Below are 21,826 nucleotides of genomic sequence, written 5' to 3'. Positions count from 1 at the left end.
TGTTACCAAGTATTAAGACTTGCTATATGACAGATGTCATATGTTAATCATGACAACTATATCTACTATCATGTAACTATAAGTTTTAATATGAGAATATATAAAGCGAAGAAAAGTGAGGGACATCACATGAATAATATAGAAAAGACGAAGCAATTACGTAAGGACGTCGCACCGTTCGCTAAGTCTCATTTGAATAAAAGTATCATGCAAATGGTTAACACTTTGCTACCACTAATAATCTTATGGACAGCAGCGTATCTATTAGTTCCAGTTTCTGTTTGGGCATCGGTTGGCTTAAGTATAATCGCAGCAGGTTTTGTTGTTCGTACATTCATTATATTCCATGATTGTACTCACGGGTCATTTTTTAAAAATAAAAAAGCAACAGATATCGTTGGTACAATAACAGGAGTATTAACATTGTTTTCTTATGAAAAATGGAAACGTGAACACGCAATTCACCATGCAACAAGTTCAAATTTAGATAAACGTGGTGTTGGTGACATTTGGGTGATGACAATTGATGAGTACATTGCAGCATCAAAAATGGAGCGATTCAAATATCGCGCTTACCGTAACCCGCTTGTAATGTTCGGTTTTGGACCACTTTATTTAGTTTTAATTTCAAGTCGTTTTAATCGTAAAGATGCAAAAAGAAAAGAGCGTATGAATACGTATCTATCAAATATTATTATCGTAGCATTAGCAACTACGCTTGTTATGACTGCAGGATGGACTGCATTTTTAATTGTACATGGTACGACGATGTTTGTAGCTGGGGCGTTAGGAATTTGGTTATTTTACATTCAACATACATTTGAAGATTCTTATTTTGAAGAAGAATCTGAGTGGGATTATGTAAAAGCAGCGATTGAAGGAAGTTCATATTATAAATTGCCACTAGTTTTACAATGGGTAACAGGCAATATTGGTTTCCATCACGTGCATCATCTGTCACCACGTGTACCAAATTACTTATTAGAAGAAGCACATGAAAAAGTACCACCACTTCAAAAAGCGACAACAATAACTATCAAAACGAGTTTAGAATCATTACGTTATAAATTATATGATCCATCACATAAATCCTTTGTGACTTTCAAATCTGTACAAAGGTTAGTAGATGATCATGATCGTTTGTCAAAAAACCAAGATGTACCTATGAAAAAAGCTAGCTAAGTATGAAAAAATGGTCATTTCTTTAAACAGAGATGGCTGTTTTTGTTTGTACGACATTTGATATAATAGGGGCAATTAGATGGGGCGGTGAATGAATTTATGCTGAGCTGGTTTAGTATTTTTCCGAAAAGTCCTTGGCTAAGTATCTATGCTTGGGTTATTTTTTGTTTACTACCGTTCTTCTTCATATTTAGGGCATCTTCATTTTTAGAAATAACGATAGGGATTTCAATTTTACTTTTATATTTTGTTTCGTATCGTTTTTCACATAGATCACACAATGGACTTGTATATATGTGGGTATCCTTTGAAATGCTAATTAATGTTGCAATGACATTACTTTTTGGTTATGTTTATCTATCATTATTTACGGCGTTTTTTATCGGGAATATCCGTAATACTGTAGGATTTTATATTATGTATGGCTTACATATCGCTTTTACAATTGGCGCGATAGTAGCAGGATTTTTCATTGAAATTGATTTGTTTCTTCCACAAATTCACTTTATCATTATTTCGGTTATTGGAACGGTCCTATTACCTTTTAATTTATATAACTGGAATAGACGTGAAAAGCTTGAGGGACAACTAGAGTCGGCAAAAGAACGTATTTCTGAGCTTAGTATCTATGAAGAGCGCCAGCGTATTGCGCGCGATTTGCATGATACCCTTGGACAAAAGCTTTCCATGATTGGTTTGAAAAGTGATTTAGCTGCACGTTTAGTGGAAAAGGATCCACAGGCTGCAGTGCTGGAATTAAAAGATATTCGCCAAACAGCGAGCATTGCGTTGAAGGAAGTACGTGAACTTGTCGCAGATATGCGTACAGTGAAGTTACGTGATGAACTTGTCCGTATCCAGCAAATTTTAGATGCAGCAGAAATGGAATTGACGATTGTAGGAGATCCTAATTTTGATAAGGTCCCAACAATCGTTGAAAATGTCCTAAGCATGTGTTTAAAGGAAGCTGTTAATAATATAGTAAAACATAGTGATGGATCGAAATGTGAAATTACATTTGTCCAAAATAAAAATGAATTACAAATTATCATTGCAGATAATGGCGTTGGCCTATCAGCCCAAAAAGAGAGATCAGAAGGTAATGGTTTAAATGGCATGCGAGAGCGATTAGAGTTCGTCAACGGCAATCTGCAAATTGCTGAACAAAACGGCACAGTGCTTAACATTACTGTACCTGTCGTCATCACACATCAAAAGGGAAGTGACCAACATGATTAAAATCGTCATAGCTGAAGACCAAGGTATGCTTCTAGGTGCTATGAAATCTTTACTCAATATGGAAGATGATATGGAAGTAGTCGGCATTGGCAAAAATGGTGCTGAAGCTGTCGCGCTTGTAGAGGAGCATAATCCCGATATTTGTATTATGGATATTGAAATGCCCTTGAAAACAGGATTAGATGCTGCTGAAGAATTACAAGATCATCCTTGTAAGATTATCATCTTGACTACTTTTGCACGTCCAGGTTATTTCGAACGCGCTCGTAAAGCGGGTGTGCGTGGTTATCTATTAAAAGACAGCCCCATTGAAGAACTTGTAAATTCTATCCGTGTAATTATGGAAGGCAGACGGCTATATGCACCTGAATTAATCGATATTGTCTATGAAGAGACGATTGAAAATCCGCTCACAGAACGTGAAAGTGAAGTACTTGAGCTAGTAGCGGAGGGTAAAACGACGAAGGAAATAGCGGGGGAGCTTTTTCTTTCGCCCGGTACCGTGCGAAACTATATTTCAACCATTTTAGACAAACTAGAAGTAAGCAATCGAATTGAAGCTATCGCTCGTTTTAAGGAAAAAGGATGGAACAAATAGAGCGAAAGGCATGGCTAAGTAAATTCTATATAAATTCATATTGTAAATTAATCAGCATCTCTTTGTGAGGTGCTTTTTTGTTGGAAAGACTACAAATGTAGGAGAGTTGAATAGAAGAGCAAGTAGGTTAATAGGAAACTCGAGTGAGTCAAAAAGAGGAGCGAATAGGTTAAAAGGAAGCTCGAGTATTAGCCAATGCCCCCAAAAATTAACGAAGATTCATTAATAAATGCGCATGCTAAATAAGTTATTTTTCTTCAACGAGTTAAAATGTTGGAATATTCTATTTTTAAGGTATATGATTTACGTGGTACAAAATTTTAAAATAGAAAAGGAAGTAGACATTAAATGACTATTAAAGTAAAAGCAATAATAGGTTCAACTAGCTCAACTTCAAATAATTTAAAACTTGTAAATTTCATGAAAAAACGATATGCAAACAAATTGGATATTACACCAGTATTAATTAATGATGTTGAAATGTTCTCAATTGATATTGAAAACAATCCACCAGCTGGTGCAACAGCTTTTAAAGCGGATGTTAAAGATTCTGATGCAGTATTATTTGCTGTTCCTGAATACAACTATTCAATTCCTGGAGCATTAAAAAATGCAATTGACTGGTTATCACGTGGTGGTGACTATACAATCAAAGATAAACCAGGATTCATTGTAGGATCATCAATGGGTGTTTTAGGAAGTGTGCGTGCACAAATCCATTTACGTGAAATACTTTCAAATCCAGCTTTAGCGCCGGTAATCATGCCAGGTAATGAAGTATATATAGGTGCGGTTCATACGAAATTAAACGAAGCTGGCGAACTAACAGATGAAAGTACGATTGCATTCCTTGATACTGTAGTAGACAACTTTATAGTTTTTTACGACAAACATTCTAAATAATATATAGCTCACCTGTACAATCATTATGGCAAAAAAAAGCTTCTTCTCTAAGACGTATGGAGAAGAAGCTTTTTAATTAAAATTTTTCTTTCAACATTTGCATGCGACTGTTAAACAATGTTGGATAGGACAAAAATCCAAGGAAAATACTTGATACAGCCGCTGTCGTAAGCAAGATGAAAACGATTAGTAATTGAAACTGAACTGCCTGAATAGGGTCAGCTCCAGCAATGATTTGACCACTCATCATGCCTGGAAGTTGTACAAGTCCAATAGTTTTTTGGCTTTCTATCGTTGGAATCATGCTTGCCTTTATCGCACTAATTAATTGATGATGAATAGCCTGCTTTGGTGTTCCACCTAATGATAAAATAAGCTCTACTTGATCACGATGAGCGTGCATTTCAGCTGTGAAACGATTTAAGAATAAAATGGATAGTACCATGGAATTCCCAATGATCATACCACTAATTGGAATAATATATTGTGCAGTTGCGGGTACAATGTGAAAGCCTAGTAGTATGGATTGCGTCAATACTTCTACAGTCAGTAAAGTAACAGCAATTTTCCACGTAATCCCGTCAATGGACTTCCCTTTTTTACGTGCGTTTAATGTAGCAGTTCCAATCATCAAAGCAATCATTAAGAATATGTAGATAAAATGGTTGGAATCAAAAACAAACTTTAATACATAGCCGACAGCAAGCAACTGAATAATTGAGCGAATCGTTGCAATAAATGTATCTTTTTCTAATCCGAGTTTTAAAGTTTTTGATAAAAATAATGGAATAAGTACGAAAATCAATGTTAAGGATAACGCCAAATAGCTCACTTAATCACTCCTTGTACAAAGCGTTTTACAAGCTCACTTTGAGGGTCTTCTAATAGTTTGCTCTCTCCAGTCTCAATGACTTCACCTTTCATTAAAACCCAAGTATAGTGACCAATTTTTAATGCTTGCTCAAGATTATGTGTAATCCAAATCATAGTCACATTATATTTTTCGTTGATTTTGACGATTAGTTCTTCTATTTCTTTTAATGAAGCACGATCGAGTGCTGATGTAATTTCATCTAGTAACAAAATTTCGGATTGATTGACAAGGGTTCTTGCAATCGATACTTTTTGGCGTTGCCCACCGGATAAATTATTTGCATCTTTATGTAAAAAATCGTGTTCCAAACCAACATCATCTAAATATGAAATAGCATTTTCTTCAGCTAGTTTCTTATTTTGCAATGCTAACGGAAGCTCTAAGTTTTCAAAAACTGTGCCTTTAATCATAGGAGCAGCCTGCAATGCCATTCCAACATTTCTACGTAAATCAATTGGATCATAAGTAGTAATGAGTTTATTGTGAATAAAAATATCGCCAGCAGTAGGGGAGATTAAGCCGTTGCACATTTTGAGTAAAGTAGTCTTACCTGCACCAGATGGACCAACAAGCGTTGTGATTTTTCCCTTAGGAAAAGATCCTGTAACGTCTTTAATTATTTTAGAGTCACCAATTTGAAAATCAACATGGCTAAAATGTATGGCGGGATCGTATACAGTATCCATTTGTAAGCCTCCTAAAAAAAGTCTTTACTATAAATGTACCATAATTCAAGAATAATCTTCTATATAAGAGTCGGTTGAGCACTCAATAGTTAAGCAAGTGACGTTAACCTTTTGTAATCAAGGAGTCAGATTTTTGATATTACTTTTACTTCCCAACACTACCCTTTCATTCCACAATATTGGGTATATTATAATTACACCAAAAAGTAAGGTTTGATATGCTGAGTTTTTGTATTACCGAAGAACAAACTACATTAGCGTGCTATATCTTGTATAGGTGCGAATCAAATGCATCGTATTTTATTACATTATTAATAAAAATGACTGGTGAAACAGCAAAGTCTTAACGAAAAAAGGGGAATATTAATATGATAAATGAAATTTATTGGACATGTTTTCAATATGAGGATTGGAGAATTTATTTAGCTGCAACAGACCATGGGCTTAGTTATGTAGGCATTAGTAAGGAGGAGTTGGAAACGATGTCTGCAAAGAGGTTTAAACAGTATACCTTAATAGAATCTGATGAAAAATTAGAAACGCATAAAAAAGAGTTGCTAGACTATTTTAAAGGTGAAAAAAGGGGGTTTGTGATGCCTCTAGATACAGGTGGCACAGAGTTTCAACAAGCTGTTTGGAAAGCATTACAAGGAATACCTTATGGCGAAACGACAACTTACTCAGCAATCGCCAATCAAATAAATAATCCAAAGGCAGTGAGAGCTGTAGGTACAGCAATTGGTGCAAATCCAATTTTGATTATCGTACCATGTCATCGTGTTATCGGAAAAGATGGTCAACTTACAGGTTTTCGTAGCGGTATACCGATGAAAAAAGCACTACTTGCATTAGAAAAAATGATGTAAATGAGATATGAAAATAGATAAATTATTTTACCAATTTGATGCAAAAAAATCGAGTTTCTTCCTATATAAATAGTAAGTATAAAATAATTAATAATGTTTGTCTGCATTAAAGTCGTTTCGGATAATAAAACAACTTCAATTAATACTTGAACTCCTTAATCAGCTTAGTGTGAAAATCGTATATTTTATTAGCGTAGATTAAATTTTGACAAAATTAAAAGCCAATTCAAAATTGAATTGGCTTGTGAATTTGTCAGTTTATTGGTTATGAGGGAAGAGTGGCAATTCTCCTAAGAAAATAATGTCATCCCGTTTAATAGCATCACCTTCTGCTATAATAGCAGCTTTTGCAACAACTCGACCACCGGCTTTTGTCACAAGCTCTTCTAAAACTCTAATAGACTCACCCGTGCTAATAACATCATCAATTATTGCAACCCTTTTATACTTTAAAAAGGCAACATCATGGAAATCTAAACAAAGGATTTGTTTTTCTTCTGTCGTAATGGACTTCACTTCATGGATAAGTGGTTCAAGCATATAGGCTTTTAATGATTTACGCGCTACGACATAACGTGGTAATTTCATCCGCTTTGAAAGTTCATATACTAATGGAATCCCTTTTGCTTCTGCTGTAATGAGTAGATCTACATCAGGTAGCTTTTCAGCAAGGGCAGTAGCTGCTGCATCCACCATCTCTATATCACCTAATAAAACAAAGCTAGCTATAGAGAGATTCTCTTTAATTTGAATAATGGGTAAATGTCGCTTTAAACCTGCGACATGTAATTCATAAGTTTTCATTGCATAAAATCCTCCGATTTACAAAATAACTAATGAGACAAATTCAAAAAATACCCGATGGTTTATATAAATAGGTCTCTAATAGCCTTTACATTTTCAGATGATTTAAGTCGTAATAATGCGCATCATCAAAAAATAACGTGACATATTCCTTAATATAGCAATATCACGATGAATACCTAAATATTTTCAATACACTTTACTGGAAGTATACGAAATTGTTCGATTCAAAAACAATGTTATCATCTTTAAAACTATTGTTCAAATTTATAGTTAATGGATAACTGAGAAGATTTAGAAATCTCCAGTGAAATTAATGAAGAAATATAAGATTCACGAGGTAGAATAGCGATTTTCAAAACATGTTTAACGTTATATAGTGTATACTATGACTAATTACGATGGTGGAAGAAGGGACTAAGTATGAAGTCGAAATATCCAGATGATAGCTTAGCGCTACATACAGACTTATATCAGATAAACATGGCAGAATCTTATTGGGCGGATGGTATACATAATAGAAAATCAGTGTTTGAGCTGTATTTCAGAAAATTACCATTTGGCAACGGTTTTGCAATTTTTGCTGGTCTAGAAAGAATGCTGGAATATTTACGTGATTTCCGTTTTAGTGAAAGCGATTTAGAGTATTTACAAAATGATTTAGGATATAGCGAAGATTTTATCGAGTATTTAAGAGATTTACGCTTTACCGGAGATGTGTATTCAATGGTTGAAGGTGAACTAGTCTTCGGTAATGAACCGATTGTCCGTATTGAAGCGCCTTTAGTAGAAGCACAATTAGTTGAAACTGCTCTACTGAACATTGTTAATTATCAAACATTGATTGCTACAAAAGCAAGTCGTATTAAGCAAATTGTAAAAGACGATGTGGTAATGGAATTTGGAACACGTCGTGCTCAAGAGATGGATGCAGCCATTTGGGGTACACGTGCAGCAATTATAGGTGGATTGGAATCAACAAGTAATGTGCGTGCAGGTAAATTATTTAATTTGCCAGTTGCGGGCACTCATGCTCACTCACTTGTACAAGCTTATAAAAACGACTACGAGGCTTTTCATGCTTATGCAAGACGTCATAAAGACTGTGTGTTTTTAGTTGATACGTATAATACTCTAAAATCAGGTGTTCCAACTGCAATCAAAGTAGCAAAAGAACTGGGCGATAAAATTAACTTTATGGGTATCCGCTTAGACAGTGGGGACATTTCATTTTTATCAAAAGCGGCACGTAAAATGTTAGATGACGCTGGATTCCCAAATGCCAAAATCGTTGTATCAAATGATTTAGATGAATATACTATTTTGAATTTAAAAGCTCAAAATGCAATGGTTGATATGTGGGGCATTGGTACAAAATTAATTACTGGTTACGATCAACCCGCTTTAGGTGCAGTGTACAAAATAGTAGCTATTGAAAAAGAAAATGGGCAAATGGAAGATACCATTAAAATTTCTGCTAACGCTGAAAAAGTGTCTACGCCTGGGAAGAAAAAATTATATCGCATCATTGATCGTGAAAACGGTAAAGCTGAAGGTGACTACATTACGATGTTTGATGAGGATCCACAATTGGAGGAACGTATTAAAATGTTCCATCCAGTTCATACATTCATCTCCAAATTCGTCACTAACTTTGAAGCTAAAAATTTACACACGAAAGTAGTAGAAAATGGACAAGTAATCTACGAAAGTCCTTCTGTACAAGCAATGAGAGAGTACGCGACCGAAAATTTAGACTTATTATGGGATGAATATAAGCGCTCTTTAAATCCAGAGGAATATCCAGTCGATTTAAGCCAAAAATGCTGGGATAATAAAATGCGTAACATTCAAGAAGTGAAAGATATGGTTGAACAAATCGAGCTTGGTTAAGGAGGTGAGTAGTATGTCAAATTTACAACAACAAATTATTGAAGAATTACGAGTTTTACCAATAATTGACGTACAAGAAGAAATTCGTCGTTCAGTAGATTTCCTAAAAGCATACGTACTTAAGCATTCTTTCGTAAAGGGTTTCGTTTTAGGTATTTCTGGTGGTCAGGATTCCACTTTGAGTGGTAAATTAGCGCAAATGGCAGTAGACGAACTAAATGCACAAGTAGGTAAAGATCAATACTCTTTTTGGGCAGTGCGTCTTCCATACGGAGTACAATCTGATGAACAGGATTGCCAAGACGCAATTGATTTTATCCAACCTACAAAAGTCTATACTGTGAATATTAAAGCAGCTGTAGATGCTGGTGTACAAGCTTTGGCTGATGCGGGAGTTGTGCTTTCTGATTTTGTAAAAGGGAATGAAAAAGCACGCGAACGTATGAAAGTTCAATTTGCAATTGCAGCAACAAATGCCGGGATTGTCATTGGGACAGACCATGCGGCAGAAGCCATAACGGGATTCTACACTAAGTTCGGTGATGGTGGGTCAGATGTTGTGCCAATATTCCGTTTAAACAAGCGCCAAGGTAGAGCATTACTTGTGGAGCTTGGATGTCCGAAGCATTTGTACGGGAAAACACCAACAGCAGATTTAGAAGAGGAAAGACCTTCGTTACCCGATGAGGTTGCGCTAGGTGTGACATATGATCAAATTGATGATTATTTGGAAGGTAAAGAAATTCCTGATGAGGCTCGTAAAGTCTTAGAAGGGTATTACTTACGTTCGCAACATAAACGTCACCTACCAATAACTGTGTATGATGATTTTTGGAAGTAATTAAATAACATAGATGAGCCGAATCCTAAAGTGGGAATTCGGCTTTTTTTATTACCCCAACCGAAGGACGTACATTGGTGAAATATATTAGGAACAAAAAATTAATTAATAAAAATGTTACCTATTATTAATTAAAATTCTGCTCTAAAGTATATTTTAAAATTATAAAGAAAAAAGGGGTTAGTAAAGAGCAGTAAGGCGCAATAATAGTAAGGAACTAAAAAGATTAATTGAGCTAATAATTATTCTACGCTTTGTTTTGTTAGAGGTTTGTAATCAAACGAAATCTAATGGTCATGGTATAATAAGTCCGGTTATATTGAAAAATACGGTTCATAAGACTTATTTTTTGTCTAATGGAGTAAAATGATAGACTTTGTAAAGTGGAGGTTCAATTGATGGAAACACAAGAAAAGCTTCAAGAGGTCGTACGTAATATTGAAAAGGTCATGATAGGTAAAAAGCATATAGCTGAATTGAGTGTAGTATCGTTACTTGCTCAAGGGCATGTATTATTAGAGGATGTACCTGGTGTTGGTAAAACGATGATGGTACGTGCTTTAGCAAAATCAGTAGGAGCACAATTTAAACGCATTCAATTTACACCGGATTTATTGCCTTCTGATGTTCTAGGTGTATCCATTTATAATCCAAAAGATATGGAATTCCATTTTCGACCGGGGCCAATCATGGGTAATATCGTATTGGCTGATGAAATTAATCGTACTTCTCCGAAAACCCAGGCTGCTTTACTTGAAGGTATGGAAGAGGCTGCTGTGACAATCGATGGTGAAACTTACAGTATCCCAAAACCTTTTTTTGTAATGGCAACACAAAATCCGATAGAACATGAAGGTACTTATCCGTTGCCAGAAGCACAACTCGATCGATTTCTGTTAAAGATGAAAATGGGTTATCCATCTTATGATGATGAAATTGAAGTATTGCGTCGTGCTGAACAAGGTAAGCCAATCGATTTTTTAACATCTGTCATTACATTAGAAGAGTTAATTACTTTGCAACAACAGGTGAAAGATGTTTTTGTTGATGAAGTTGTGAAAGGTTATATAGTTGATTTATCTCGTGCAACGAGAGAAAACCAATATGTATATTTGGGTGTTAGTCCACGAGGCTCGATTGCATTGATGAAAGCTTCGCAAGCATATGCATTACTTCGTGGGCGTAGTTTTGTCACACCTGATGATGTACAGTTTTTAGCACCATTTGTATTCTCACACCGTATAATGCTAAGACCTGAAGCTCGTTATGATGGCGTTTCACCTGAAGAAATTATTGGACGCATTTTAATTAATACAGTTGTGCCCATTAAAAGGTCTGCAAATCAATGACAATAAGTAGATTACGATATGTTTCAGGGAGAATCCTACGCCTGATGCTAGTCGTTTTGCTACTGCTTAGTACATTAGCATTTGGCATCATAGAAGGCGGTTTTGTAATCTGGTTTGTCTTTTTTATGTTACTTCCCTTCTCAACGTACTCATTGCTGTTGTTTTTTACACCTTTAAAAAAAATAAAAATAGAGCGCAGTATTGAACAGGAACATATGAGAAATGGTGATTCATTGAAGATGACAATGACTCTAAAGCGCAATAATAGATGGCCTATTGTATATGCAGTTATTCGTGAAGCGATGCCAAGTGAAGTATTGGTAAATGCAACGACGCAACCAATGCAAAGGTTATTGTTAGTTGGATTTAAAAAGGAAGTTAAGTGGACATATGAGATTGAAGAAATACCACGCGGGGAGCACAATTTACAAGGTGTTGAAATAACAGTAAGTGATTTCTTTGGATGGATTAAAAAAACGCGAATCATCCCTGCGAAACGTACGGTTGTTGTGTATCCAAATGTGACGAAAATGATTTTCAGACCACTTGATTTGAGCGTGCAAACAGGAAATGGACCGGTATCTTCTGCAATTGTACGGGATACGACGATTGTGTCAGGGTTGCGCGAGTATCAACCTGGAGACCGGATGTCTTGGGTTCACTGGAAGACATTTGCGAAAACGGGAGAGCTTCGGACGAAAGAATTTGAAGATCAACAATCACAAGATTTATGCCTAGTGCTAGATTGTTCGCCATCAGCATTATTTGAAGAGCAAGTTGAATTTGTTGCCTCTATCTTGAATGCAAGTGTTCGTCAGCAAATAACGATGGCGTTTTTGTCGGCAGGTAGAAATCGTGTGTTTTTTGAAGCAATGCAAACAGAAAGCCAATTGCAAGAGGTGATGTTCCATTTGGCGAGTGTACAAGATGATTTAGGAGATTCAGTCAATCGTTTGTATGGACAAGATCGTACATTAGCGAATGCGGCTCAAATTCTTTTTGTGACAAGTGAGCTTACAACAGAGTGGCTTGATATTTTAACTAAGGCATCAAGATCATCTCGTGCCTGTCTTTGTTTTGTTATTCGAAGTAAGGGGCAAGTCATGTCTACCCAAGAGCAGGCTATGGAGAAATTGGCTTGTACACGTGGAATAAGAGTTATTACGCTTGCTAAGGAACAATTTACAGAAGCTTTTTCGGGGGTGTTGAAATGACAGATCACCCTATTAAGAGAAAGATTGGATTAGTGGCACTCTATATAGTGATTTTTTTCATGTTAAGAGAATGGCTGCTACCTATCGTTGTTTTGACTAATACAGGTCATTTAAACTTATTCTTATTATTCGTAGCTATCTGTTTACTGGCAAATATAGTCCATTTAAATGGTTGGATATCGGCAGTTATAAAATTTGCCTTTATACTCTGGTTTTTAATGTACGTTTATACAGGAACGAAAGTATTTTCAATTGAGAGTGTACTAACATTAAGCAGTGATCTTCAAAATAGTTGGTTAGCATTGATGCAAAGAGATTGGAACGGTGTGGAGAATTCATTTCGAAGTATCTTATTCTTTATCTTACTTTGGATGACAATTTATTTAATTCACTATTGGGTAACGGTGAAGCATACTATTATTCATTTCTTATTCGTAACGATTATATTTTTAGTATTGTTAGATACCTTTAGTGAATATAATGCAAAGTTTGCCATTATAAGAGTGATGTTTTTAGGATTACTTTTACTTGGTGCTTTATATGCTAATCATTTATTTGAGACAAATGCAGTAGAAAGAAAAGGTATTAAGTATATAGGTGTTCTAATTCCGTTAGCAGTTATGCTTATTGCGAGTACTGTATTTGCCTATGCCATGCCGAAAAAAGGCCCAATGGTAACTTTGCCGAAATCACTTTCTACTTTAATGGATCAACAAGGTAAAAGTAGTTCTGCTATTGGGAAAATTGGTTATGTAGAGGATGATAAAAAGCTAGGTGGCCCATTTGAAATGGATGCTCGCATCGTCTTTGTTGCAAAGGCTGATAGTAAACAATATTGGAGAATTGAAACAAAGGATATTTATACTTCTAAAGGATGGGAACGTAAAAAGGGTGATGTTTATGTCGAGGTCTTTAATCAAAATGAGAATATCCCCTTAACTATTAAACCAGGAAGTAAAAAGGATCAAACTACTGCAAAAATTGAAATGATGAAAGATTTTAAATTCATTATGCAGCCCTATGGTTTGATGACGGTTGGTAATGTAGAACCAGATGTGTCTTTCTATCGAGAAATAGATGGTGAAAAGATTCGCTCTTTAAAGGATGAAAATGAAATTGCATTAGAGGCGTATACGGTATCCTATAGTTCACCAAAATATAGTTTGAAGGCACTCAAGAAAACAAATGCAAACGATTTGGAAAAGTTATCGAAGGATTATGATACTTATTTACAATTACCTAAAACTTTGCCGAAACGAGTGAGGAAACTTTCAAAAGAAATTACGAAAGATGAAAAGAGTTTATACGGTAAGGCTAATGCAATTGTAGATTATTTTAAATATAACAATTATGTCTATAGTCGTGACAAAGTGGCGATTCCAGGGAAAAATGACGATTATGTTGATCAATTTTTGTTTGATACAAAAATGGGCTATTGTGATAACTTCTCAAGTTCAATGGTTGTCATGTTGCGCTCTATTGGTATTCCAGCACGCTGGGTAAAAGGTTTTTCTGAAGGTGAAGAAATACAGAATGTTGCAGGTGAACAGAAGGCATTTGTCATCACAAATAATAATGCTCATTCATGGGTAGAAGCATATTTACCTGGAATAGGTTGGATGTCTTTTGAACCTACTATAGGCTTTGAAGGTTTTGATAATGTGTTAGATGATGTAAAAAATCAACAACAACCTACACCGATCAATCCCAAAAAAGAAGACAAGGAAGCAAAGCAAAAAAAACAAAAAGCTGAAAAGAAAAAAGAAGAAAAACCAAAAGAAGAGAAGCAAAAGCAAGAAAAAGATAACAAACAAGCTCAAAAAGAAAAAACAAAAGAACCTGTTATAAGTAAGGAATCTGCAATAGTGATAGCAATAATTATAGGAGCTTTGACAGTACTAGCTTTAATTCTAGTATTATTGCGTAGAAAGTGGATACCAAAAGCAATAATTGCTTTTTATCGTATGAAAAAACCTGAGAATATTTCCATAGACCATGCTTACCACCAATTGTTGAAACAATTAGAGCATGTTGGTTTGAAAAAGGGGAATGGGCAGACCCTACAAGACTTTGCGAAGTATGTAGATGAACGCTTAAGTACTACACATATGAGTAAAATAACCGCTTTATATGAGCAGCAAATTTATAGTAATAATTACACTCAATTAGATTGGTTAGATATTAAAGAAAGTTGGGAATATTTAATCAATCGTACAAGCGGTTGATTTTAAGCGTTACAACATGTAAAATTGAGAAAAATTAAATATATTGATTACCCTCATATATGTTCGAAAATAAGGTTCGGATGTCTCTACCAGGTTACCGTAAATGACTTGACTATGAAGGTGAATGACAGTGTGGATAATCCATGTACTAGCATTCACCTTTTTTGATATAGAGCATAAGGACGCGTAGGATGTAATTTCAGACGCGTTCTTTTCGTATAGAAATGTTAAAATGAGTAGGTAAACAGTTATATTAATATTAGAAGAGGTGGAAATGTTGTCAGCTAGTTCAATTTTACAAGATCAAGAAAAGATTATCGTTCTTGACTTTGGTAGCCAATATAATCAGCTTATTACTCGCCGTATTCGTGAATTCGGAGTTTACAGTGAATTGCATGCACATACTATTACTGCAGAAGAATTAAAAGCAATGAATGCTACAGGGATTATTTTCTCTGGTGGCCCTAACTCTGTCTATGATGAAAATGCATTCATTATCGATGAAGAAATTTTTAATTTAGGTCTTCCTATTTTAGGGATTTGCTACGGAATGCAATTAATGACACATGCTTTAGGTGGGAAAGTTGAAAAAGCTGCACACCGTGAGTATGGTAAAGCGGAAATTCAAGTATTGAATGACAATGCTTTATTCGGCGAATTACCAAAAGAGCAAGTTGTTTGGATGAGCCATGGCGATTTAGTAACTGTAACTCCTGAAGGCTTTGAAACAATTGCGACAAGTGCTTCATGTCCAATTGCGGCAATGGCTAACGCTGAGCGTAAATTCTACGCAGTTCAATTCCACCCAGAAGTACGTCACTCAGTATACGGAAATGACTTATTACGTCAATTCGTATTCGATGTATGTAACGCTAAAGGCGATTGGTCAATGGAAAGTTTCGTGGAAATTGAAATTCAAAAAATCCGTGAGCAAGTTGGCGATAAAAAAGTTCTTTGTGCACTTTCTGGTGGCGTAGATTCATCAGTTGTTGCTGTTCTTATCCACAAAGCAATTGGTGACCAATTGACTTGTATGTTCGTTGACCACAACTTAAACCGTAAAGGTGAAGTTGAACAAGTAATGAAAACTTTCACAGAAGGTTTCAACATGAACGTTATCAAAATTGATGCTCGTGAACGCTTCATGAGCAAATTAGCTGGCGTTTCAGATCCTGAGAAAAAACGTAAAATTATCGGTAACGAATTTATCTACGTATTCGATGAAGAAGCTTCAAAACTTGAAGGTATGGATTTCCTTGCACAAGGAACTCTTTACACTGATATTATTGAGTCTGGTACAGCAACTGCACAAACAATTAAATCTCACCATAACGTAGGTGGATTACCTGAGGATATGCAGTTCGAACTTATCGAACCATTAAAAACATTATTCAAAGACGAAGTACGTGCACTAGGTTCTGAACTTGGACTAGCTGATGAAATCGTATGGCGTCAACCATTCCCAGGTCCTGGTCTTTCAATCCGCGTACTTGGTGAAGTAACAGAAGAAAAATTAAACATTGTACGTGAATCAGATGCCATCTTACGCGAAGAAATCGCTAAACATGGTTTGGATCGCGACATTTGGCAATACTTCACAGTACTTCCTGATCTGAAAAGCGTAGGTGTAATGGGTGACCAACGTACTTACGATTATGCAATCGGTATCCGTGCTGTAACGTCAATCGACGGTATGACTTCTGACTGGGCACGTATCCCATGGGAAGTTTTAGAAAAAATCTCAGTACGTTTAGTAAACGAAGTTGATCATATCAACCGCGTACTGTATGACATTACATCTAAGCCGCCAGCAACTATTGAGTGGGAATAGGACTGTTCAGTAATATAAACTAAACAGGTTATAAACGCAGTCATATCAATGTCTAACGTATTTTGTTAAGAACTAAATCAATGATTAACGTACAACTATTTATATTTCAAAAATTAAACTCTCTTTTAGTTATTTATAACAAATAACTGGAAGAGGTTTTTTGTTTTAGTTAAAATTAGCGACTTGATTTATGACTTTAAAATGAATCAGCAAATTTAAGGTCGTAAAGATAAGTATAATGAATACCATTTGGTTATGAATTATTTTACTAAGTTTTTACTGATATATGCAAGGTTAGGCAGTACACTATTAAAGTAAAAAGGTTTACTTCAGTAAAATAAGGTATATTATATTTGTTGAATAGATTCTCTTTAAAGTCAAGAAAAGTAGGTGAACAAAGTGGGGAAATATCAATTGGATACCAAAGGTCAGGTGGCTGTGGCAAAGTATCATGAAAAACACAAGCCTGGAAAATTTGATAAAAAGCAGCAACTTGAAAAAATACGTGCGGAGTATTTGAAAAAAAAGCAAAAACAAACAGATAAATAATATGAATGAAAACATAGGAAGGCTAAAATCTCCCTATGTTTTTCTTTATTAAAGAATTACATGAATTAAACGAAATATCCCTTTTTGATAAATAGCGTAAAAATCGTACCGCGTAGTATACGTATGTAAATATTTTATGTATCTGTATTTTTATTGCGTATATTAAAGAATTCTAGATACTTATTGACATAATGAAAAGGAATAATTTAGTATAAAGATACATCTGAATCCAGTAAAACCATTATTAAGATTATATGGATTATTGAAATAAAACATAAATAGATTAACGGATGAAAGCCAGAGTACGTTGATTTACCAATCCATATACAGGTTTAATAGATGGTACATCTACATGAATTAAGGAGTTTGCTATAGCTGATGTTGAAGTGGTAAAACATATTTTCATCAAACGGTATATCTAGCGTTGTCAGCATTCGCTACACGAATCAACCTAATATTAAATTGACAATTAACGCATTTTAATGTTTAATCTACCTTACGGAAGGTAAAAAGGGGTGCGGTATGAATAAAGGTCAAGAAACTTATCAAAGGGTAATAGATACGGCTATTTATCTATTTGCGAAAGATGGAATACATAAAACAAGTTTTGCAATGATTGCTAAAGAGTTGGGAATGACAAAGCCGTCTCTTTATTATTATGTTGAATCGAAGGATGAACTGATTAAAAAGGTTTTTGTTTATATTTTTCAAGACTATGCATTTGAGAATTATTTTAAAGTGGAAGATATGACAAAAGATAATTTGATGGAGCAGCTATATACAGGTGGTATGAAGTATTTAAATGAGATTCAAGAGCAGAAAGTATTGTTGAACTTATTAAGTGAATATACTTTGTATGCAAATCGTATTAAAGCAGTAGACGAGACTTATATTCAAAAGATAAAAGAAGTACAGAAAATGTTTATTGATGGCTTTGTTCATGTATTACAGAAAGCTACAGAGTTTGGCTTAATGGAGGAAAATAACCTTCAAGCAAAGGCTGGAGTCTTAGCTTTAATGCTAGATAACCTTTTGAATTATAAAATGCTAGATATGCAAATAGTGGAATCGGCAATTTGGAGTCAAACAATTACAGATGTAATGAAGTAAGAGGAGTGTGAAGGTGAAGGGATGAATCGTTCAACCGTGCATTTGAATTTTTCTAAAGGTGATAAATTATTTCTTTGGTTGATTTTGCCGCTCATTGGTTTAGTAATAGGTTATTTTTTGCCTCCAATATCAGAATGGGCAAGTAAGTTAGAGTGGATTCCATTTCAAGGACCGTTTAAGTTGGTCGCTGGTCTCAATGCGGGGTGGGTTATTTTTGCTACGATGGCATTTGGATTAGTCGCGGGCATTATTTTGACTCTATTCATTTATGATGAAATATTGAATATTTATATTAGCGAAGATACATTAGCTTTTAAAATTGGGAAAATTGATATGAGTTATGACAAAGATAATATTAGTTATATATATGTAGATCACAAAGATTTAGTTGTAATTGGGCATGATGGTCATGAACTTTTCAGATATAAAAAAGAACTTAGCACTAAAATATTAAAAGAAGAACTCGGTGAACGGGGTTATCTTTTTAAGGATGGAAATCCATATAAGGAACAATTTAAGAAATGGGTACCTGGATTAACTGATTTACCGCTTGAAGCAAATGCGTTGTTAAAGGCAAGAGATGTGGCGCTTAAAAATGATGATAGTGAAGAGGCTTTGCAAATTGTATTTGAATTGTGGAAGCTCCATGTTTCGGTAAAAGAGATTGAATCGAAGCAATATTATAGAGTCGTGTAAGAAAAAAATAGCCGTACCTCCTAATCGAAGGAGGTACGGCTATTTTACAATTCTTATTGAATATTAATGCCGAGAATAGCAACGATAGCAGTAGCTTGATCATGGCGAATAGATAAACCCTTTACTAATGTTGGATCTAAATTGATTTGTTCGAAAAAACAAGAAGATAAATCGATTCCTTTTAAATTTGTATCAGAAAAGTCAGCTGCGTTTAGTTCCATTCCTTGGAACGTTACTTGAGTTAAATTTACATCTTGTAAAGTACTTTCGTTTAATTGGCCATCTTTAAAAGCAACTGCATTCATTTTCGATTCGGAAAATGTGCCATAATTTAAAAGGCAATCGAGTAATTCAACATTTTTGAGCTGTGTACGGAAGAAGCTAGAACCGATTAGTTTGCAAGTATCAAATTTGACTCTATAAAAAACGGATTCGGCGAAATTACAATTTGATAAATCGCATTTTGCGAAAATGACATCTAAAAATTCCATTTTAGTAAAATCATCTGTAAGGAACACGCAGTTCTCGAATTTAACTTCGTTTAATTGGCGAGTACCAAACCGACAATCAATTTGACAGCCTTTAAGTAATGAATTTGCTTCAATTTCCTCTAGCATTATCTCTTCATTTTCGATAGTTGATAAATAATGTTGCGAAGGTTCTATTATTTTAGGCATGTTATAAATCCTCTCCAATCCACTTTGTATCATTTTATCAATAATACTCTAGATAAACACATAATAAACTGCTGAAATATGTATTGTAATAATCAAGTGATGAGGAATAAAACGTCTTATACACGAACTATAATAAAGAAAAATATAAAAATGTTCGGAAAAAGTATTGAAAGTAATGAGCGAGAGTGATATATTAACTACTATAAATAAATAACGTCGTCGTATAATCACGGGAATATGGCCCGAGAGTATCTACCAAGTTACCTTAAAAAACTTGACTACGATTAAAGAATTGGCTTTGCCGATACTTTTATTAACTTGTGAGTATGAATACTTAGCAAGGAATCGTAGACATTCGACTATTTTTAACTAGTTGCATGTCTTTTTTATTCTCAAAAATGTATGAGACGACATACGGAGGATTATCATGAAAAAGTATTTCCAATTTGAAGAACTTGGAACAAATTACCGCCGCGAGATCATAGGTGGTATCACAACATTCTTAGCAATGGCGTATATTTTGGCGGTGAACCCAGGGATTTTAGGGGACGCTGGTATGGATAAAGGTGCTGTGTTCGTAGCTACAGCATTAGCAGCAGCAGCTGGTTCATTGGTGATGGGGATTTTTGCGAAGTTTCCGATTGCATTAGCACCGGGCATGGGGCTTAACGCATTCTTCGCTTACACAGTAGTATTAACATATGGTATTCCATGGCAAACAGGCTTAACTGGTGTATTCTTCTCAGGTATTATTTTCATTATCTTATCTTTAACTGGTGTTCGTGAAACAGTTATTAATGCTATTCCGACACAATTAAAATATGCAGTATCAGCAGGTATCGGATTATTTGTAACATTTGTTGGTTTAAAAGGCGCAGGAATCATTGTTGCTAATGAAGCTACACTTGTTACTTTAGGAGAGTTTAAAGGTACAACATTATTAGCAGTTTTCGGTATCGTTATTACAGTCATCTTAATGGCTAGAAATATTAAAGGATCAATTTTCCTAGGAATTATTATTACAGCAATTGTTGGTATGATTTTTAACTTAATCGCTGTACCAACTGCTATTGTATCAAGTATTCCTGATGTATCTTCTACATTCGGGGTAGCTTTAGATCCTATTAAAGAAGGATTCTCAAATGGATTTAAAGAATTACTCAATGTTCAATTCTTAATCGTTGTACTAACATTTTTATTCGTAGATTTCTTTGATACAGCAGGTACATTAATGGCTGTAGCAAATCAAGCAGGTTTAGTTAAAGACGATAAGTTACCGCGTGCAGGCCGTGCTTTAATGGCGGATGCAATTGCAACAACAATCGGTTCTTTATTTGGTACATCGACAACAACTGCTTACGTTGAATCTTCATCAGGTGTAGCTGCTGGAGCAAGGTCAGGTTTCTCGGCAGTTGTCACAGCAGTATTATTCTTGCTAGCAATGTTTTTCTTCCCGCTATTAGATGTAATTACTTCGGCAGTAACTGCACCGGCGTTGGTGATAGTTGGAGTATTGATGGTTTCATCATTACGTTTAATCGAGTGGGATAAATTCGAAATTGCAGTGCCAGCGTTTTTAACAATGATCATGATGCCATTAGGTTACAGCATCGCAACGGGTATTGCAGTAGGATTCATCTTCTACCCTATTACGATGTTACTAGCAGGTAGAAAGAAAGAAATTCATCCTTTGATGTATGTATTGTTCTTTGTCTTCCTTGCGTACTTCATCTGGGTACGATAATTAAAACGCTATTATATAGAAGAAGCTCCCTCCAAATGGTAGGGAGCTTCTTCTATATATAAAGAGAGTTAAAGAGTCTTTTATTAATTAATAAAACTTTCTAACAGAAAACTATTGCAATATATCACGTAGGATGATATAGTAAGTAACGTTGTCACTGAGGCAATGAAATTACAACCTAAACACTTAGTTAAAACTCTTTTTGAAAAGATGTTGACAACAAGGTAGTAAGTTGTTATGATATAAAAGTTGCTGATTAAGCAATGGTAATAGATTCAGGAAAACAACTTAAAAAGAAATTTTAAAATAGTTGTTGACAACGAAAAGTTATCCTGATATAATAAGTGAGTCGCTAATGTAGCGGTAACATAATGAACCTTGAAAACTGAACATGCAAGACGTTAATCAATAAATGTTTTTGAACATCAACTCTGTTGGTGGATCAAAACAAAAAATAGATATCATCTTCGGATGATACGCTAGCAAAGCTAATGAGCTTTCAAACTACTTTTATGGAGAGTTTGATCCTGGCTCAGGACGAACGC

General features: G+C 35.0%; 19 protein-coding genes and 2 riboswitches. Of the genes, 15 read left to right on the top strand and 4 right to left on the bottom strand.

All coding sequences use genetic code 11. The annotated features are described in order from the left end of the window. The first annotated feature begins 129 nt into the window (after window positions 1-129). The 4 genes from ACQKM9_RS15840 (at window position 130) to ACQKM9_RS15825 (ending at window position 3,922) form a co-directional block, all read left to right on the top strand. The gene (locus ACQKM9_RS15840; protein WP_427735323.1) at window positions 130-1,182 is read left to right on the top strand and encodes a fatty acid desaturase; all 1,053 of its coding nucleotides are present in this window, start codon (window positions 130-132) and stop codon (window positions 1,180-1,182) included. A 99-nt stretch (window positions 1,183-1,281) separates the two neighbouring features. Further along, a complete protein-coding gene (locus ACQKM9_RS15835) occupies window positions 1,282-2,421 on the top strand; it encodes a sensor histidine kinase (protein WP_427735322.1) in 1,140 nt (379 codons plus the stop codon). Beyond that, entirely contained in the window at window positions 2,414-3,019 is a 606-nt protein-coding gene (locus ACQKM9_RS15830) for a response regulator transcription factor (protein ID WP_193737584.1), read from the top strand. The genes ACQKM9_RS15835 and ACQKM9_RS15830 overlap by 8 nt, the downstream gene beginning before the upstream one ends. A 348-nt stretch (window positions 3,020-3,367) precedes the next feature. Continuing rightward, a complete protein-coding gene (locus tag ACQKM9_RS15825) occupies window positions 3,368-3,922 on the top strand; it encodes an NADPH-dependent FMN reductase (RefSeq protein ID WP_427735321.1) in 555 nt (184 codons plus the stop codon). A gap of 76 nt (window positions 3,923-3,998) precedes the next feature. On the opposite strand, the gene ACQKM9_RS15820 is transcribed toward ACQKM9_RS15825, so the two are convergent. Both ACQKM9_RS15820 and ACQKM9_RS15815 read right to left on the bottom strand, forming a co-directional pair. Next, window positions 3,999-4,754, bottom strand: a complete 756-nt coding sequence (locus ACQKM9_RS15820) for an ABC transporter permease (protein WP_427735320.1) — start codon at window positions 4,752-4,754, stop codon at window positions 3,999-4,001. Next, complete coding sequence (locus ACQKM9_RS15815) at window positions 4,751-5,482, bottom strand: phosphate ABC transporter ATP-binding protein (protein WP_427735319.1); 732 nt, start codon at window positions 5,480-5,482, stop codon at window positions 4,751-4,753. The genes ACQKM9_RS15820 and ACQKM9_RS15815 overlap by 4 nt, the downstream gene beginning before the upstream one ends. Window positions 5,483-5,850: 368 nt before the next feature. On the opposite strand from ACQKM9_RS15815, the gene ACQKM9_RS15810 reads away from it, so the two are divergent. Continuing rightward, window positions 5,851-6,348: a methylated-DNA--[protein]-cysteine S-methyltransferase gene (locus ACQKM9_RS15810; RefSeq protein WP_427735318.1), complete on the top strand. Its 498-nt coding sequence runs from the start codon at window positions 5,851-5,853 to the stop codon at window positions 6,346-6,348. Between the two features lie 258 nt (window positions 6,349-6,606). Here the strand turns inward: ACQKM9_RS15810 and ACQKM9_RS15805 are convergent, their stop codons facing one another. Further along, window positions 6,607-7,152 carry a phosphoribosyltransferase family protein gene (locus ACQKM9_RS15805; RefSeq protein ID WP_427735317.1) on the bottom strand — a complete coding sequence of 182 codons (546 nt, stop codon included), beginning with the start codon at window positions 7,150-7,152 and terminating at the stop codon, window positions 6,607-6,609. Window positions 7,153-7,575: 423 nt separating this feature from the next. On the opposite strand from ACQKM9_RS15805, the gene ACQKM9_RS15800 reads away from it, so the two are divergent. From ACQKM9_RS15800 to ACQKM9_RS15760, 9 genes are all read left to right on the top strand, one after another. Then, window positions 7,576-9,045 carry a nicotinate phosphoribosyltransferase gene (locus tag ACQKM9_RS15800; RefSeq protein ID WP_427735316.1) on the top strand — a complete coding sequence of 490 codons (1,470 nt, stop codon included), beginning with the start codon at window positions 7,576-7,578 and terminating at the stop codon, window positions 9,043-9,045. A 13-nt stretch (window positions 9,046-9,058) separates the two neighbouring features. Then, the gene (nadE, locus tag ACQKM9_RS15795) at window positions 9,059-9,886 is read left to right on the top strand and encodes an ammonia-dependent NAD(+) synthetase (protein WP_427735315.1); all 828 of its coding nucleotides are present in this window, start codon (window positions 9,059-9,061) and stop codon (window positions 9,884-9,886) included. Window positions 9,887-10,284: 398 nt separating this feature from the next. Then, on the top strand, window positions 10,285-11,235 hold the full coding sequence (locus tag ACQKM9_RS15790) for an AAA family ATPase (protein WP_427735314.1): 951 nt from the start codon (window positions 10,285-10,287) through the stop codon (window positions 11,233-11,235). Between the two features lie 44 nt (window positions 11,236-11,279). Then, window positions 11,280-12,449, top strand: a complete 1,170-nt coding sequence (locus ACQKM9_RS15785; RefSeq protein ID WP_427735313.1) for a DUF58 domain-containing protein — start codon at window positions 11,280-11,282, stop codon at window positions 12,447-12,449. Then, window positions 12,446-14,674 (top strand): DUF4129 domain-containing transglutaminase family protein, encoded by a 2,229-nt coding sequence (locus ACQKM9_RS15780; RefSeq protein WP_427735312.1) that lies wholly within the window; start codon window positions 12,446-12,448, stop codon window positions 14,672-14,674. Before ACQKM9_RS15785 ends, ACQKM9_RS15780 begins: the two co-directional genes overlap by 4 nt. 33 nt (window positions 14,675-14,707) lie before the next feature. Beyond that, a riboswitch (purine riboswitch) is annotated at window positions 14,708-14,809 on the top strand. A 139-nt stretch (window positions 14,810-14,948) separates the two neighbouring features. Beyond that, on the top strand, window positions 14,949-16,505 hold the full coding sequence (guaA, locus tag ACQKM9_RS15775) for a glutamine-hydrolyzing GMP synthase (protein WP_427735311.1): 1,557 nt from the start codon (window positions 14,949-14,951) through the stop codon (window positions 16,503-16,505). Between the two features lie 399 nt (window positions 16,506-16,904). Then, complete coding sequence (locus ACQKM9_RS15770; protein WP_427735310.1) at window positions 16,905-17,054, top strand: hypothetical protein; 150 nt, start codon at window positions 16,905-16,907, stop codon at window positions 17,052-17,054. A gap of 522 nt (window positions 17,055-17,576) precedes the next feature. Beyond that, on the top strand, window positions 17,577-18,164 hold the full coding sequence (locus ACQKM9_RS15765; protein ID WP_427735309.1) for a TetR/AcrR family transcriptional regulator: 588 nt from the start codon (window positions 17,577-17,579) through the stop codon (window positions 18,162-18,164). A gap of 21 nt (window positions 18,165-18,185) precedes the next feature. After that, on the top strand, window positions 18,186-18,860 hold the full coding sequence (locus ACQKM9_RS15760) for a YqeB family protein (RefSeq protein ID WP_427735308.1): 675 nt from the start codon (window positions 18,186-18,188) through the stop codon (window positions 18,858-18,860). 53 nt (window positions 18,861-18,913) lie between these two features. Here the strand turns inward: ACQKM9_RS15760 and ACQKM9_RS15755 are convergent, their stop codons facing one another. Continuing rightward, on the bottom strand, window positions 18,914-19,537 hold the full coding sequence (locus ACQKM9_RS15755; RefSeq protein ID WP_427735307.1) for a pentapeptide repeat-containing protein: 624 nt from the start codon (window positions 19,535-19,537) through the stop codon (window positions 18,914-18,916). Window positions 19,538-19,736: 199 nt separating this feature from the next. Next, window positions 19,737-19,838: riboswitch (purine riboswitch) on the top strand. Window positions 19,839-19,964: 126 nt separating this feature from the next. Here ACQKM9_RS15755 and ACQKM9_RS15750 point away from each other — a divergent pair. Then, window positions 19,965-21,281, top strand: coding sequence for an NCS2 family permease (locus ACQKM9_RS15750; RefSeq protein ID WP_427735306.1), 1,317 nt, complete (start codon window positions 19,965-19,967; stop codon window positions 21,279-21,281). Window positions 21,282-21,826 lie beyond the last annotated feature (545 nt).

This window comes from Viridibacillus sp. NPDC093762 (assembly GCF_050279675.1).
Classification (GTDB): domain Bacteria; phylum Bacillota; class Bacilli; order Bacillales_A; family Planococcaceae; genus Viridibacillus.
The sequence above is the reverse complement of the archived record's forward strand: the minus strand, read 5'-3'. Positions and strand labels throughout refer to the sequence as shown.

Bases quoted from the DNA above. Each gene is read 5' to 3' on its own strand.
- ACQKM9_RS15840 (WP_427735323.1), top strand. From the start codon at position 130: ATGAATAATATAGAAAAGACGAAGCAATTACGTAAGGACGTCGCACCG.
- ACQKM9_RS15835 (WP_427735322.1), top strand. From the start codon at position 1,282: ATGCTGAGCTGGTTTAGTATTTTTCCGAAAAGTCCTTGGCTAAGTATC.
- ACQKM9_RS15830 (WP_193737584.1), top strand. From the start codon at position 2,414: ATGATTAAAATCGTCATAGCTGAAGACCAAGGTATGCTTCTAGGTGCT.
- ACQKM9_RS15825 (WP_427735321.1), top strand. From the start codon at position 3,368: ATGACTATTAAAGTAAAAGCAATAATAGGTTCAACTAGCTCAACTTCA.
- ACQKM9_RS15815 (WP_427735319.1), bottom strand. From the start codon at position 5,482: ATGGATACTGTATACGATCCCGCCATACATTTTAGCCATGTTGATTTT.
- ACQKM9_RS15810 (WP_427735318.1), top strand. From the start codon at position 5,851: ATGATAAATGAAATTTATTGGACATGTTTTCAATATGAGGATTGGAGA.
- ACQKM9_RS15805 (WP_427735317.1), bottom strand. From the start codon at position 7,152: ATGAAAACTTATGAATTACATGTCGCAGGTTTAAAGCGACATTTACCC.
- ACQKM9_RS15800 (WP_427735316.1), top strand. From the start codon at position 7,576: ATGAAGTCGAAATATCCAGATGATAGCTTAGCGCTACATACAGACTTA.
- nadE (WP_427735315.1), top strand. From the start codon at position 9,059: ATGTCAAATTTACAACAACAAATTATTGAAGAATTACGAGTTTTACCA.
- ACQKM9_RS15790 (WP_427735314.1), top strand. From the start codon at position 10,285: ATGGAAACACAAGAAAAGCTTCAAGAGGTCGTACGTAATATTGAAAAG.
- ACQKM9_RS15785 (WP_427735313.1), top strand. From the start codon at position 11,280: ATGCTAGTCGTTTTGCTACTGCTTAGTACATTAGCATTTGGCATCATA.
- ACQKM9_RS15780 (WP_427735312.1), top strand. From the start codon at position 12,446: ATGACAGATCACCCTATTAAGAGAAAGATTGGATTAGTGGCACTCTAT.
- guaA (WP_427735311.1), top strand. From the start codon at position 14,949: ATGTTGTCAGCTAGTTCAATTTTACAAGATCAAGAAAAGATTATCGTT.
- ACQKM9_RS15765 (WP_427735309.1), top strand. From the start codon at position 17,577: ATGAATAAAGGTCAAGAAACTTATCAAAGGGTAATAGATACGGCTATT.
- ACQKM9_RS15760 (WP_427735308.1), top strand. From the start codon at position 18,186: ATGAATCGTTCAACCGTGCATTTGAATTTTTCTAAAGGTGATAAATTA.
- ACQKM9_RS15755 (WP_427735307.1), bottom strand. From the start codon at position 19,537: ATGCCTAAAATAATAGAACCTTCGCAACATTATTTATCAACTATCGAA.
- ACQKM9_RS15750 (WP_427735306.1), top strand. From the start codon at position 19,965: ATGAAAAAGTATTTCCAATTTGAAGAACTTGGAACAAATTACCGCCGC.